13 protein-coding genes are annotated in these 13,563 nt (G+C 63.3%); 6 read left to right on the forward strand and 7 right to left on the reverse strand.

Features of this window, described 5'->3' with window-relative positions:
• Window positions 1–112 precede the first annotated feature (112 nt).
• Window positions 113–559 (forward strand): GNAT family N-acetyltransferase, encoded by a 447-nt coding sequence (locus tag AC1DYF_RS27675; RefSeq protein WP_477880439.1) that lies wholly within the window; start codon window positions 113–115, stop codon window positions 557–559.
• 333 nt (window positions 560–892) lie between these two features.
• On the opposite strand, the gene AC1DYF_RS27680 is transcribed toward AC1DYF_RS27675, so the two are convergent.
• A complete protein-coding gene (locus AC1DYF_RS27680; RefSeq protein ID WP_477880440.1) occupies window positions 893–1,519 on the reverse strand; it encodes a LysE family translocator in 627 nt (208 codons plus the stop codon).
• A 196-nt stretch (window positions 1,520–1,715) separates the two neighbouring features.
• Between AC1DYF_RS27680 and AC1DYF_RS27685 the strand changes: the two genes are divergently transcribed.
• Together AC1DYF_RS27685 and AC1DYF_RS27690 are read left to right on the forward strand one after the other, a co-directional pair.
• Window positions 1,716–2,129 carry a hypothetical protein gene (locus tag AC1DYF_RS27685; RefSeq protein ID WP_477880441.1) on the forward strand — a complete coding sequence of 138 codons (414 nt, stop codon included), beginning with the start codon at window positions 1,716–1,718 and terminating at the stop codon, window positions 2,127–2,129.
• Window positions 2,130–2,364: 235 nt separating this feature from the next.
• Window positions 2,365–3,567, forward strand: a complete 1,203-nt coding sequence (locus AC1DYF_RS27690; protein ID WP_477880443.1) for a calcium-binding protein — start codon at window positions 2,365–2,367, stop codon at window positions 3,565–3,567.
• A 278-nt stretch (window positions 3,568–3,845) separates the two neighbouring features.
• Here AC1DYF_RS27690 and AC1DYF_RS27695 read toward each other — a convergent pair whose 3' ends face one another.
• Window positions 3,846–4,331 (reverse strand): N-acetyltransferase family protein, encoded by a 486-nt coding sequence (locus tag AC1DYF_RS27695; RefSeq protein WP_477880444.1) that lies wholly within the window; start codon window positions 4,329–4,331, stop codon window positions 3,846–3,848.
• A 229-nt stretch (window positions 4,332–4,560) separates the two neighbouring features.
• Between AC1DYF_RS27695 and AC1DYF_RS27700 the strand changes: the two genes are divergently transcribed.
• Both AC1DYF_RS27700 and AC1DYF_RS27705 read left to right on the forward strand, forming a co-directional pair.
• On the forward strand, window positions 4,561–5,247 hold the full coding sequence (locus tag AC1DYF_RS27700) for a DUF6036 family nucleotidyltransferase (protein ID WP_477880445.1): 687 nt from the start codon (window positions 4,561–4,563) through the stop codon (window positions 5,245–5,247).
• A gap of 25 nt (window positions 5,248–5,272) precedes the next feature.
• Complete coding sequence (locus AC1DYF_RS27705; RefSeq protein WP_477880447.1) at window positions 5,273–5,542, forward strand: hypothetical protein; 270 nt, start codon at window positions 5,273–5,275, stop codon at window positions 5,540–5,542.
• A gap of 96 nt (window positions 5,543–5,638) precedes the next feature.
• On the opposite strand, the gene AC1DYF_RS27710 is transcribed toward AC1DYF_RS27705, so the two are convergent.
• Together AC1DYF_RS27710 and AC1DYF_RS27715 are read right to left on the reverse strand one after the other, a co-directional pair.
• Window positions 5,639–6,754 (reverse strand): mandelate racemase/muconate lactonizing enzyme family protein, encoded by a 1,116-nt coding sequence (locus AC1DYF_RS27710; RefSeq protein ID WP_477880448.1) that lies wholly within the window; start codon window positions 6,752–6,754, stop codon window positions 5,639–5,641.
• A gap of 27 nt (window positions 6,755–6,781) precedes the next feature.
• Entirely contained in the window at window positions 6,782–7,912 is a 1,131-nt protein-coding gene (locus tag AC1DYF_RS27715) for an alcohol dehydrogenase family protein (RefSeq protein ID WP_477880450.1), read from the reverse strand.
• 246 nt (window positions 7,913–8,158) lie between these two features.
• Here AC1DYF_RS27715 and AC1DYF_RS27720 point away from each other — a divergent pair, with 246 nt between their 5' ends.
• Entirely contained in the window at window positions 8,159–9,100 is a 942-nt protein-coding gene (locus AC1DYF_RS27720; protein ID WP_477880451.1) for a LysR family transcriptional regulator, read from the forward strand.
• A gap of 22 nt (window positions 9,101–9,122) precedes the next feature.
• On the opposite strand, the gene AC1DYF_RS27725 is transcribed toward AC1DYF_RS27720, so the two are convergent.
• Genes AC1DYF_RS27725 through AC1DYF_RS27735 form a run of 3 tightly spaced genes read right to left on the reverse strand, consistent with a single transcriptional unit; the run spans window position 9,123 to window position 12,798 of the window.
• Window positions 9,123–11,477: a xanthine dehydrogenase family protein molybdopterin-binding subunit gene (locus tag AC1DYF_RS27725; protein ID WP_477880452.1), complete on the reverse strand. Its 2,355-nt coding sequence runs from the start codon at window positions 11,475–11,477 to the stop codon at window positions 9,123–9,125.
• Window positions 11,474–11,944, reverse strand: a complete 471-nt coding sequence (locus tag AC1DYF_RS27730) for a (2Fe-2S)-binding protein (RefSeq protein ID WP_477880454.1) — start codon at window positions 11,942–11,944, stop codon at window positions 11,474–11,476. Before AC1DYF_RS27730 ends, AC1DYF_RS27725 begins: the two co-directional genes overlap by 4 nt.
• Complete coding sequence (locus tag AC1DYF_RS27735) at window positions 11,944–12,798, reverse strand: FAD binding domain-containing protein (RefSeq protein ID WP_477880456.1); 855 nt, start codon at window positions 12,796–12,798, stop codon at window positions 11,944–11,946. The genes AC1DYF_RS27730 and AC1DYF_RS27735 overlap by 1 nt, the downstream gene beginning before the upstream one ends.
• Between the last annotated feature and the right edge of the window lie 765 nt (window positions 12,799–13,563).

The raw sequence follows: 13,563 nt of genomic DNA on the forward strand, positions 1-13,563 counted from the left end.
TGGCGTTTGACTATTTTTGGGTGTGTCCTCAGCGGCAAAATGCGCAGTTGCACGCTTGCCTTGGCCGTCACCCCGTGTTCTGCTTGCCGCGGATTTGCCTGAGGACAAGACGATGATCAGGAAAGCTGTCGAAGCCGACGAAGCGCACGTGCGCGCCTGCGCCGAAAGCGCCTATAGCCGCTACATCGCCGCCATCGGCCGCAAGCCCGCCCCGATGCTCGCCGACTATGCCGCCCAGATCGCCGCGGGCGAGATCCATATCGCCGTCGATGCCGCCGATGGCTTGCAAGGTTTCATCGTCTTCTTCCCCAAGGACGGCCATATGTTCCTGGAAAACGTCGCCGTCCACCCCGACGCCACCGGCCGCGGCGTAGGCAAATCCCTGATCCGGTTCTGTGAAGCCGAGGCCGTTCGCCTGGGTTTTCGCGGAGTGCATCTCTACACCAATGAAAAGATGACGGAGAACCTGTCGATCTATCCGCGGCTTGGCTACCGGGAGGTGGACCGGCGGTCGGAAGATGGGTTCAATCGGGTGTTTTTCGAGAAGCGGCTGGGGTGATGGGGTGAGGCTGCAGATTAACGAAAACTGCTGTTAACGTGAGGTTGTCGCATATGACGAAAGGCCCTCTCTGGCCTGCCGGTCCATACACCCCCAAGGGGGAGAAGACTCGCGGCACGCTCCCTGCATCGATTGGGGCGCAGGCGGTGCGGCGGGATTAGCCCCTCCTGCTTGTGGCGGTGAGGAGCGGTCCACGAAGCGGAGAAATCGTTCCGGTGGAACGATTTCAGCGACAAACGCCGGCAGGCCAGAGAGGGTCTTAGCCACCGGCGATAACCCGGCTGTGAGCTCTTGAGCCGGGCAAGTTCCCCAGCTCCAATCGCCCGCCCCGTTTCACTGATGCGCGGTCGCGAGCTTCGCGGCCAGTCCGACGAACACGAAGCCCGCGACGCGATTGAGGATGACCTGGCCCTTGTCCGACCGCTTCAGCCAATGGCTGATCGAGCCGGCCAGCAGCGAAATGGTCGCGAAGGACACAAAGGTGGAGAGGATGAATATGCCGCCGAGTTGCAGCATCTGCAGTACGATGCTGCCGCTGCCGGGAGAAGTGAATTGCGGCAGGAAGGCCAGGAAGAAGATCGCTACCTTCGGGTTGGTGATATTCATGACCACGCCGCGCAGCATCATCTGCCACACCGGCTTGGCTTTCATCGCTCCGCTTGCCAGCCGCTCCGGCCCTGCCCGAAAGGCTTTGTAGGCAAGATAGATCAGATAGGCGGCACCGACAAACTTCAAGGCGTCAAAAGCAAATTGCGACGTCTGGAAGATCGCGGCAACGCCGAGCGACACTGCGATGGTATGAAAGACGAGCCCGACGCAGAGTCCTGCCGTTACGGAAAGGCCGACGCCGCGACCATGGATCGCCGATTGCATCAGCACGCACAGATTGTCGGGGCCAGGCACCCAGGCAAGAATTGTCGCCGTGGCGGCGAATGCGATGACGACATCGAGTGACAGCAAGTTCTCACCAGGCTCCGTTGGAGAGCGGCCAATAGCACAGGCAATGCGCCGGAGCCACCGCAACCGATTGAACACAGCGTCAATCACCGTGTCTTCCCGCCCGCCGGCCCCCCCTTGCGTCGCAATCCTGCCGCCGCGAGACGGCCACCATGGAGCAAGAATCTCATAAGGTCAGCGTATCAAACGGAGTGCCACGGTGAATTCGCCTGTGCTGATGTTGCTGCCCGGAGACAATTCTGCCTCCATGGCGCCAGGGCCCAAGGCGCTGTGGACGCTTGTCGGGTTGTCGGCGATCCCGCTCTGGGCGCTGTGGCCGCTGTTTGCGGTGATCTCAGGAAGCATACCGGTCTTTCAGTTTTCCGCGATCATCTACACTGTCGGAGCGGCCACGCTGTTTGCCTTGCACTTGACGGCACCGTCGGCGCCGCGGCCGGTCGCGGCCAGGTTCTCGCTTGCGGCATGGTTGCCGGCGATCATGGTGTCCTTCGGCATGCTTGCGCAGAACGTGCTGTTTCTGCGTGCGCTGAGGACGCCAACGCGGCCGGTATTACCTCCCTCTGCCCTCCTGAGTTTATCGAAGGCGGGCATCTGCCCTCAAGCGGGAGAATGATGCGGCACCCACACACTTCCCACTAAGATTGCATCTCTACCCACCCACCCGCGATGGCGGCCAGGCACTGGCGCATCAGGTCATGCACCGGGCCACCGCGAGCCCACACTCTAAGACCGCCGCCGCGTGCCCCCCTGAAACAACTGAAACAAAATCCCGCCCGCGCAGAAAATCTCCTGAAACAGTCCCAATGAAAAAGGAACCCCATAACCTATCCAGCAATTTGGAGATCGCCATGCCTACTGTCAAAATCGGAGACCAGGCCAGCACCTATATCGCGGGCCAGGCCGACACCACCTATCTGCTGCAGGCCGGCAAGAACATCGTCGTCGCCTCGGGCGCCGGCATCGACGCCTCCGGCATGGAGGCCGGTAACCGGTCATTTGTCATCGACGGCGCGATCCGAGGTGCCAATGTCGGACTTTCCGTGAGCTACGGCCAGAACGTCGCCAATTCCATCACCATCGGTGAAGCCGGCTTTATCAATGCGAGCAATGCGGCCATCGCCGTCAGCGGCGACGCCGCCCAACTCACCAACAACGGTACGCTCAGTGTCAGCGCCAATGGTGCGATCGCCGTGCACCTCGACAGCGCCGGCGCGACAATGGCCAATAATGGCCTGATCTCCGCCGCCAACGGCAGCGGCATCATAATCACCAAGGCGGACGTGACCATGACCAATAACGGCGAGATCGTCGCAGCCACTGTCGGCGTCGACGCCGTCGGCGGCGGGGGAAAGCTGGTCAATTCCGGCTCGATCACCGGACTGCAGCAGGCCTATTTCGGCAGCGCCGTGACCGACACCGTGATCAACAGCGGCACGCTGAACGGCGCCGTCAGTCTCGGTGGTGGCGACGACATCTTCCGCAGCAAGGGCGGGCATGTGAACGGCATCATCAATGGCGGTGGCGGCGATGACCGCTACTATGTCGATGACATCCACACCAAGATCTACGAGGACAGCTTGGGCGGCTATGACCGGATCTATTCCGCCGTCTCCTGGACGCTCGGCGACTATCAGGACGAAGCGACGCTGACCGGCAAGCACAATACCAAGCTGATCGGCAACGATTTCGGCTCGACGCTAACGGGCAATGCCGGCAACAACCGGATCATCGGCCTTTTCGGCAGCGACGCCATCACCGGCGGCCGCGGCAACGACGTGCTCACCGGCGACGACACCGTGATTTCGATGAGCGATACCGGCGATATCTTCATCTTCAAGAACCATTCCGGCCACGACGTGATCACCGACTTCCACAATGGCGAAGATGCGATCAACCTGGCAAACTACAAAGGCATCGAAGATTTTTCCGACCTCAAGGGCCATATCGTCCAATCCGGCAACGACGTGATGCTGACGCTGCTGGACGGCGACCACATCACGCTCCGCGACACCCACAAGGCCGATATCGACGCCTCCGACTTCATCTTTTGAGGAGGAGAGCTGGCTCGGTTGCTTCGATCAATGCACCCGCTCTCGTGGAATGAAGCCAGGCTTCATAGACGAGTTTACGGATGTCCGATACACATTGTGGCTCCGGCGCCTTCTTCCACGGCCATCGCAGCATATCAACTCCTTCCTGATACGCTGGAGAGGAGGCATTTAAACATCGTGCAAGGGATACACGCAGCGCGCTGCCACATTCCGAGCGAAATTTTTGAACTATGCAACACGCGGGGCCGCGTCACCTCCACCCCATCATCTGGCCCCCCTCATCCCCGCACCGCAAACCGCTTCTTCACCCTGTCCACCAACGTCCCATCCGCCAGCGGCACCTGAACCACCCTGTCATAGGTCTCAAACCCCATCTTCTCATAATAAGCCAGCCCGCTGACATTGTCCGCCCGGATGGTGGCGTTGATGACGGCGAGGCCCAACTCTTCCGCCGCCTTGCGTGTTGCCGGGAAGAGCGCGCTGCCGACACCTTTCGTCTTTGGGTTCAGGCGCGCGAAGGTGGCGATGTCAGCCCATCCCTTTGGCGGGTCGCCGAAGGTGCTGAGCGATTGGAAGCCGACCAGCGCGTCGCCGTCTTCCGCTACATGGCAGGCCAAGGGGAACGCGCCGGTGATGAACCAGTCTGCAAACTCATCGGCCGAGAGCTCCGTTTCGATCGCCGTCGTGCCGCCGGCGCGGATGATCTCGTTGAGCAGCAGGCTCAATTCCCGGGCGTCGGCGGGCACGGCTTTTCGGATTTTCATGGGAGCTCCGGAATTTTTCGACCTGTCACCGGGCCTGAACTTGAGATCAGTCCACTTGGATAGTCAATCGCAAACGCTACCAGCCATGAGGCCCACCATGGCTGCTTCGCAATCGAAGCATGAGACGAGAGGCGACGGCGACGGGGACTATGCGCGTTCATGCGGATATGCGTGGTGAATCGCGAAATGTCGTCGTATTCTTCCAGCAGTCCAAAATCGAGGCGCCGACATGGCCGATCCCACACCGATCGATTTTCAACAAGCAGTCGAATGTTTGAAAACCATGATCGCAAAACATGTTGCCAAACACGGAGAGGCTCCGCCTTTCGTCGTCGTGGTTGGCGGCACCGCCATGGCAGCTCGCGGCATTCGAGCTGCGTCCTTCGATGTCGATTTCTTCTCACCGGTGATCGACGAAGACATCGTCTATTCAGTCGAGAAGGAATTGAGGGAAATCTACGGGCCTGACTTCAAGATCGATGCCACACCGACGGAGAACCTATGGGGCCCGATCATATTCCGCGATCTGGCCAGTTCCCAACAGGTGATGCTCGTTGAGGTCGCTGGGGCACGGGTGCCTATAAAGGCTCTTTCCAGCGAGGACCTTATCCTCGCCAAGCTCGCCGCAAACAGGGCAAAGGACCGGGACGACTTGCCTCTGCTCGCGCTTGACGTCGACGGTCGGTCGCTACTGGATCGTTTCAATACTGTCGTAGGCTGGTACGGCGACAGGGGATCGGTCATGGCATTCGCTGACCGTTTTCTCAACTTCCTCGAAGAGCTCAAGGGCCTGCCGTCTACCGAAGTGATTGCTGCGCTTGCCGTCCCGGACTATATAAAGGACATCCTGCAGGAGGCACGTGCCAGTGACGACATCCCTGACGCCGATACAGCCGGACCAAAGAAGCCGGACTGAGGCAAGGATCGCTCTCCAAGCGCGCGTGCTCCGCGATATCGTATCCCTGATCGCGGCGAAAGTGCCTTGGGGTTCGTGGCCCCGCCAGGAGCTGTCGGTTCTCAAGGGCGCGTTGACGTGCGATGGTCGCAACACCTTTGAAGATGCAAAAGCGCGCAATCTCGAATGGCATCTCTTTCGCGGCAAAACACCTCTGCTCGAAGCCGGGCGTCTTCCGGAAATGTCCGATATGGAGGAACGTGTGCGGGCTGACCTGGCGGGGTTGGTTCGACTGGGTTCGGGGCGCGGATTGTAAGGCCCGGCGTGCAATTCCGCATTTGATGGCAAACACAAGGTTCACCGACACCGCCGACGGAGGATCGGAGCCAACCGTGGACCAGTCGTCCCTCATTCAAACATAAGTGGCAACAGGCTCCCCCAGCACCTCCAGCCGCGGCACAATCCCGAGCCCCGGCGCGCTCGGTGCCGTAACCCGCCCATCGCACACCCCGAAATCGCCGTCGGCGGTCTTGAGCGTCACCATGTCCCGGCATTCGAGAACGCAACGCAGGTTTTTCTCCGGCACGGTCTGGCCGAGATGCACGATGGCCGCGAAGGCGATGTCGGAGCCGGTGGTTTCCTGGACGCTGACGGTATAGCCCGCTGCCAGGCAGATGTCGCGATGGCGGCGGCCGCGGGTCAGGCCGCCATTCTTGGAGATTTTCAGGCCGATGCCCTCCGCGGCGTCTTCGCCGACGAGTTGGGCAATCGAGGCGTCGTCCGTCGCCAGTTCGTCGAATATGATTGGCACATCTGTGCGGCGCCGGAGCGAGATGCATTCGCGCCAGGTGGCGCAGGGTGCCTCGAGCACGAAATCGAGCCCCGGCGGCAGGAGCCGCAGCATGCGTAGCGCGCTCTCGACCGTCATGCCGCCATTGGCGTCGACGATAAAGAATTCGCCCGGTCTCTTGTCTGCGAGGGATGCCGCAATGCGCGCCGCATCGGCCGCAGGCTCGTCGCCGACCTTCACCGAATGGGCGACATAGCCCATCGCCCGGTGCTCATCCACGCGCGCGCGCATATCCTCGGGATCGCCCATATAGATCGATGAAATCACCGGCATCCGAACATTAGTGCGACCGCCCAGGAGGTCGCAGACCGGCAATCCCACCGATTTGCCGAACAGATCCCAGCAGGCGACGTCGAGTGCGGTCTTGGCATGCAGATGGCCGACAAGTGCCGTGTCCATGGCGTCGTTGATGCGATCGACGCGCCGCGGATCGAGCCCGATCAGGCTGGGCGCGATCTCCGCAATACCGGCCCGCACGCCAAGCGCATGCGAGGCGACATAGGTCGATCCGAACGGCGTGCTTTCGCCCCAACCTTCCAGCCCGTTTCCGGTGGTGATCCGGACGATCGTGGCATCAAAGCTTCGATATTCCCGTCCGCCTGACAGAAGATAGACGCCGCCCGAATAGGGCAGGTCCAACTGGAAGACATCGATTTTCTCGATTTTCAGTTCGCTCATCTTCGATCTCGTTATGTGGGGCTGAGGTTATTCGGGTATGACGAGGACAATCTTGCCCACCGTCTGTTTCGACAGGAAATCCTGCTGCGCCTCGACGATGTCTCTGAGCGGATAGGTCTTGCCGACCAGCGGCCGGATTTCGCCGCGCTCGACATAGGAGACCAGTTTCTCGAACACGACATCCTCCTGGAAGGTACAGCCGAAGAAGGTCAGGTCCTTGAGATAGAGGGTTCTGACATCGAGCTCGACGATCGGCCCAGCAATCGCGCCGGCAACCGCATAGCGCCCGCCCTTTTTCAGCACGCCGAGCAACTCGCCGAAGGAAGGACCGGCCGCGACGTCCAGGGCCACGTCGACGCTCTCCTTGCCGAGCCCGGCGACAATGCTTTCGCCGCGGACAAGCACCCGGTCGGCCCCGATCGCGCTGAGCTGCTCGGCCTTGTCGCGGCCGGCGATCGCGGTGACGATTGCGCCGCGGCGCTTGGCCAGTTGCACCGCGGCCGAACCGACGCCGCCCGAGGCACCGGCGATCACGACATGCTCGCCCCGGCCGACATTGGCGCGGTGCAGCATGCCCTCGGCAGTGGAATAGGCGCAAGGCAGCGAGGCCAGCTCGACATCGCTCCAGTCGCAATCAACGCTATATGTTTCCCGCGACGGCGCGACGGCATATTGGGCGAAGCCGCCATCGCATTCCGAGCCGAATGTCCAGCATTCGAACGGCCGGTAATCCACGTAGGAGCGCAACATGTTGCGCACCAGCACCCGCTCGCCGATGCGGCCGGCATCCACGCCCTCCCCGACCGCCACGACGCGGCCGCAGCAATCCGCGCCCTGGACACGCGGAAAGGCCATGGGCTCGCCGGACCATGTGGCGTCGGCATCTTCGGCAGCCTTGAAGCCTTCGGTCGCGCCGGTGCCGGTGCCGCTGGTCACCGTCTTGGAATACCAGCCGATGCGGGTGTTGATATCAGTATTGTTGACGCCGGCAGCCGTGACGCGGATCAGCACTTCGCCGGATTTCGGCCTGGGCACCGGAATGTCTTCGCGATATTCCAGCTTGTCGAAACCGCCATGCCCGGTCAGAAGCACGCCTTTCATCACCCTCGGCAGCGAATCCGGCGCCTGCCCCGCGTCAATCGTCGTGTCGGTCGTCATCTCTGTGTTCAAGACCTCGGAAAGTGTTTTCGGCGAGACGCCGCTTGCATGGGCGGCGCGCCAGGAATGCCCGCATGAAAGCGGCAGGCAAGCTCGAAGGCAAGTCTCATAAAAATCGGCGCTGTGTTGAGTTTGACGCACGACAAGGGCGAATATACGGGCTATTCTGAGTACAACTCAACGATCTCTTCCTCCTGCAGCCGAAAGCAGGTCGAAGCCGTATCGTCGCGCGGCAAGGAGGGATCGATGGTTCGTCGCTTTTATGGTTTGCCGTCGCTGACCGCGCTTGCCACGTTCGAAGCCTCCGCCCGCCATGGCAATTTCACCTTGGCGGCCAATGAACTCAATGTCACCAAGGGCGCCGTCAGCCGCCAGATCAAGGCGATGGAGGAGGAGATCGGCGTTCCCCTCTTCGCTCGCACCGGCAAAGGCGTCATGCTCACCGCGCCGGCCGAGGAATTATACCGCGCCCTGGCCAGCGGTTTTGCCCGCGCTGCCGAAGTGATCAATGCGATGAAACTCGGCAACACCTCTCGCAACGTCACCGTCGCCTGCAGCGACGTGTTCGGCACGATGTGGCTGATCCCCCGCATGCCGGATTTCTGGACCCGCTTCGCCGACATCACCGTGGATCACCTGATCGCCGACAATGTCCGGAATGTCCGCCGCTCGGAAGTCGAGCTGCGGATCCGCTACGGTTCGGGCCGATGGCTCGACGAAACGGCAGAACTGCTCTTCGACGAATGCGTCTATCCCGTTTGCGGCCCGAGCTTCGCCGAAAAGCATGCTGGCGCGTGCGCCTCCGATCTCGCCGATCTGCCTTTGCTGAATGTCGAATGGGTCGAGCCCGACTGGATGGGCTGGGCCGAGGTTCTGTCCCGCGGCGGCGTCAAACACCGCGCCTTCAGCGGCCGGCGCTTCGGCAAATTCAGCATCGCACTGCAGGCCGCCATGGCCGACCAGGGCCTGGTCGTCGGCTGGCACCGCATGGTCCGGCCCCTGATCGAAAAGGGCGAGCTGGTGCGCTTCACCGACCTCGTCGTGCCGACGCCGGATGCGTACTATCTCACCTGGAACAGCACGCGCGACCTGCCTCCCGCCGCGCTGTCGCTGCGCGATTGGATCAAGACGATGGCGGAGGAAGAGCGGGAGGCGCCGGCGCCTTATGAGCGGCCTAAACGGCAGTGAGAGTTCCCCCGGCTCGCGTCCCTCACCGCACAACATTATCCCCCCATACCCTGCTGATATGCGGCAGATCCAACCCCAAATCCCCCTCGCCCATCATCTTCAGCACCCGCGGCGGCGTCAGCGGCAGGCGGCTGACCGTCTTACCCGTAGCATTGGCCACCGCGCAGGCCACCGCCGCACCGACATTGAGGATCGGCACTTCCCCCGCCCCCTTGGCGCCGAGCGGGCCGATCGAGGGTGCGCCTTCATAGAGGTCGATCGCCACAGGCACGACGTCCTGGGCGAGCGGCAGCCGGTAGGTCTCGAAGCCGGATTGGGCGATGCGGCCGGTTTCGTCGATCGTCACTTCCTCATGCAGGGCATAGCCGAGCCCCTGCACCACGCCGCCCTGGATCTGGCCGTGGATGGCGCGGGGATTGAGCGCCCGGCCGACATCCTGCACCACCTGGTAGGAGAGCACGTCGACATGGCCGGTCTCGGGGTCGACGGCCACTTCGCAATCGTGGACGGCGAAGACGGGAATGTCGATCGCATCGATGAAATGCGCCATGGCGCAGCCCGCCATGGCCTGCACGCCGGGCTTGGTGAAGGCGCCTGAACCGGCCACCGGGCCGGAGAGTTGCTGCACGCGTTCGACCACTTTGGCGATCGTCGTGCCGGCCCCCTTGCGGCCGGCGATCTCGATCCGGCCATTGGCGAGCACCAGCTGGTCGGCCGGCGTCTGCAGCATTTCGGCGGCGACGGGCAGGATCTTGTTGCGGACCTCTTCGCAGGCCTTCAGGCTGGCGGCACCGATCGACACTGTCGTGCGTCCGCCGCCGACGCCGAGATCCAGTCCGGCCGCGTCCGTGTCAGCCGCCTTTACCACCACGTCTTCGGGGCGGATGCCGAGTTCGGCGGCGACGATCTGCGGCAGCGATTGCACCATTGTGCCCGAGCCGATCTCGACGCCCGAAGTGACCAGCGTGGCGCTGCCATCGGCATTGAGATTGACGGTCGCCGACGATGGCCCGACGAAGATGAACCAGGTGCCGACCGTGGTGGCACGGCCATAGAGCCGGCCGTCCGCCAATGGCGATTTCGCCGGCCGGCTTGCCTTCAGCACCTCCATGCGCCCCAGCATCGGCCGCAGCACCTCGCCTTCGAAGACCTGGCCGGTCGCGCCGAGATCGCCGTCGCCCAGCACGTTGCGGCGGCGGAATTCCAGCGGCTCCATGCCGATCGCCTGGCAGATTTCGTCCGTATGCCGCTCCAGCGCGAATGTGTTGTAGACGCCGTTGCAGGCGCGGAAGGCGCCGTTGGGGGCGGTGTTGGTATAGACGGCGCGGCTATTGAGCCGCACGGAACCGAGCCGGTAATTGCCGCCCAGCGTATGCGCCGTCATCGTGCTGAGGAAAATCTGCTCGCCGCCATAGGCGCCGCAATCCATCAGCACGGTCGCCTCGCGGCCGACGATCTCACCCTCCTTGGTCACCGCCGAGCGGATGCGGATCTCGGCATTCTCGCGGCAGAGGCAGGTGATCGTCTCCTCATAGCGCGAATTGACCATCGCTACGCGCCGGCCGGTCCGCTTGGCCAGCAGCGCGGCGATGGGCTCGATGGTGCAATCGAACTTCAGCCCGAATGCACCGCCGACCGGCGGCACGGTCACCCGCACCTGCGAGGAGGGAATACCCAGCACTTCTGCGGTGACCTTGCGCACCGTCCAGGGCACCTGCGTCGAGCAGATGATGTGGAATCGGCCATCCTCGAACGTGGCGATGGCCGAGCGCGGCTCGAACGGCACATGGCTCTGCCGCCCGACGGTATAGCAGCTGTCGATGATGGTGACGTCGGACCGGGCAAAGGCAGTGTCGGTGTCGCCCCTGACAACCTTGGCCTCCCAGGCGACATTGCCGCCGCGGGCCACGCCATCGAGCTGCACTTCGTAGGATTTCCAATCCGGATGCACGAGCGCAGCACCGGGGGCCAAGGCCCCCTCCATGGTCAGTATCGGCGCCAGCGGCTCGATCTCGATCTCGATTGCCGCGGCGGCGGCGCGGGCCTGTTCGATCGTATCGGCCGCCACCGCCGCGATCGGTTCGCCATGGTAGCGGATGCTGCCGCGGGCAAACAGCGGATGGTCGATGACGCCGATGCCATGCGTGCCCGGCGCATCCTCTGCCGTGATCACCGCCCGCACGCCGGGCATGGCCTTGGCGGCGGTCACATCCATGCGAACGATCCGCGCCGAGGCAATCTCCGAGCGTCGGATGGCCGCCTGCAGCGTGCCCGGTCCGGCCTGGTCGACGGTATAGCGCGTGCGGCCGGCGATCTTGTCGCGCGCATCGCGCCGTGCCAGGTTCATCACCGCGCGGGGCGTGACGATCTCATTCATTCCGCGTGCTCCATGTTCATGGCGGCGATCAGGGCTGCGTCGACGATCCGCTCATAGCCGGTGCAACGGCAGATATTGCCGGCAAGCCCGGCCTTGAAGGCGGCGCGGTCGGCGCCCGGATTGTCCTTGAGCAAGGCCGTCAGCACCATCACCATGCCGGGAAAACACATGCCGCACTGGACCGCATCGACATCTTCCAGCGCCTGCTGGATGGGGCTCGGCGCGCCATCGACAGCCATCCCCTCGATCGTCGTCACCGACAGGCCTTCGACCGATGCAACGGGGCAAAGACAGGAGACCCGCGGCTTTCCGTCCACATGCACCATGCAGGCGCCGCAAAAGCCCTCGCCGCAGACGGACTTCGTGCCAGTCAGCAGCAATTCGTTGCGCAGCACATCGACCAGCGGCGTCAGGGGATCGCCATGGAAGGTGCGGCTGTCGCCATTGACGTTGAGATGCACGGCCATCACGTCCCCCTCTGCCGCTCAAGATCTTCGAAGGCCCGCCGCACCAGCGCCGGCAGCACCTGCACGCGATACCAGCCGGGCGCTTCGATGCCGTCGCGGCCGGAAAACGCGCTGGACAAGTCCGCCGCCGCAACCCCGATCTCCGCCGCCGTCATCGCCCTGCCCTCGATTTCAGCTTCGAGCGCCGGCCAGCGCCGCGCCACCGCCTCGACCGAGCCGACAGCGATCCGGATGCCCTGAAATCCCGCCCGATCGTCACTGCTGGCTGTCGCCGAGACAATAGCGACGGGATAATCGCCCGCCTTGCGCAAAGGCAGGCGCATATGCGCAGAGCGGAAGCCGCCCCTGCGCACGCGGACCTCGGTGAGCAAACCCGGCGGCAGCACCGTGCGCAGGTGGAGGAACGCTTCCAGGGGCATAGTCGAAGTCCCCTCGATCGAGCGATATTCGATCTCCGCATCGAGGCAGAGCAGCGCCGGCGCGAGATCGGCGGCGGAAAAGGCCATGGTGCAAAGATTGCCGCCCACGGTGGCGACGGCGCGGATGGCAGGGTTGGCGGATTTGCCGGCGGCTTCGGCCAGGCCCCAGAATTCGCTGATGCCGGCGAGCGCGCTGGCGAGGGCGGCATGGGTGACGCGTGTGCCGATGGTGAGCCATTCCTCGTCGATGTCGATGCGGCCGAGTTCGGCAATGCCCGAGATCGAGACGATGGAAGCGGGCAGATCCTCGCCGCGGAGCGGGGAGCGCATGAGCCAGGTCGCGCCTGCCATGATGCTTGCCCGTCCCTCGTGTACGGAGAGTGTGGCCAGGGCCTCATCCACCGTGGTTGGCGCAGTGAATTGCCGTGCCGTCATCGCGGATCTGCCTCGGGCATGTTTTCATCATCATGGTGGACCGTGAGCTGCCTGCCGCCTGTCTCCGATCGGAAGGCAGGACTGTCGCATTCCGCGCCGCACCCCCCTCTGTCCTGCCGGACATCTCCCCCACAAGGGGGGAGAGCAGATGGGGGCACCGTCCCACGTCCATCTAAGGCCGAGAATGCAGCACTCGACATTGGCTTAAGGCGAGGAGCGCGCCGCCTGCCACTCTCCCTCCTTGTGGGGGAGATGCCCGGCAGGGCAGAGGGGGGTATCGCCGCAATGAAACGCCGTGCCGTCATCCCAAAACCGCCTCAGCCACATTCTGATGATCATGGTTTGTTGCCAGCACGACCATGAGCAGCCCGCCATCCGTCTCTTTCCGCAGCGTAGAACGATCGGATATGGCGAAAGACCCTCTCTGGCCTGCCGGCCATCTCCCCCACAAGGGGGGAGAAGACTCGCGGCGCTCTCCCTGCCTCGATTGGGGCGCAGCGAAACGACGCGTTAAGCCTCCCGCCCTTGTAGGGGGCCAAAGGCGGAGTCGAGACGAGCGGCTCAGTTGGGAAGAGGCTTTGGTTTCAGATGTGATTGTTTTGCTCTCATAGAGGGAGATCGGCTCGAGGCAGGGAGCGCGCCGCGAGTCTTCTCCCCCCTTGTGGGGGAGATGGCCGGCAGGCCAGAGAGGGTCTTGCGGCAGATGCGACAACCTCGCGCGTGCGGGGGAGATGCCCGCCAGCGCCGAGGGAGCTATCGCCGCGA

It is taken from the genome of Rhizobium sp. P2_G9, from assembly GCF_056403475.1.

What these genes read in the sequence shown, in the direction of transcription:
- AC1DYF_RS27710 (WP_477880448.1), bottom strand. Translation starts at nt 6,754, where the DNA reads ATGAGCGAACTGAAAATCGAGAAAATCGATGTCTTCCAGTTGGACCTG.
- AC1DYF_RS27700 (WP_477880445.1), top strand. Translation starts at nt 4,561, where the DNA reads ATGGCCGATCCCACACCGATCGATTTTCAACAAGCAGTCGAATGTTTG.
- AC1DYF_RS27695 (WP_477880444.1), bottom strand. Translation starts at nt 4,331, where the DNA reads ATGAAAATCCGAAAAGCCGTGCCCGCCGACGCCCGGGAATTGAGCCTG.
- AC1DYF_RS27720 (WP_477880451.1), top strand. Translation starts at nt 8,159, where the DNA reads ATGGTTCGTCGCTTTTATGGTTTGCCGTCGCTGACCGCGCTTGCCACG.
- AC1DYF_RS27715 (WP_477880450.1), bottom strand. Translation starts at nt 7,912, where the DNA reads ATGACGACCGACACGACGATTGACGCGGGGCAGGCGCCGGATTCGCTG.
- AC1DYF_RS27690 (WP_477880443.1), top strand. Translation starts at nt 2,365, where the DNA reads ATGCCTACTGTCAAAATCGGAGACCAGGCCAGCACCTATATCGCGGGC.
- AC1DYF_RS27730 (WP_477880454.1), bottom strand. Translation starts at nt 11,944, where the DNA reads ATGGCCGTGCATCTCAACGTCAATGGCGACAGCCGCACCTTCCATGGC.
- AC1DYF_RS27725 (WP_477880452.1), bottom strand. Translation starts at nt 11,477, where the DNA reads ATGAATGAGATCGTCACGCCCCGCGCGGTGATGAACCTGGCACGGCGC.
- AC1DYF_RS27735 (WP_477880456.1), bottom strand. Translation starts at nt 12,798, where the DNA reads ATGACGGCACGGCAATTCACTGCGCCAACCACGGTGGATGAGGCCCTG.
- AC1DYF_RS27675 (WP_477880439.1), top strand. Translation starts at nt 113, where the DNA reads ATGATCAGGAAAGCTGTCGAAGCCGACGAAGCGCACGTGCGCGCCTGC.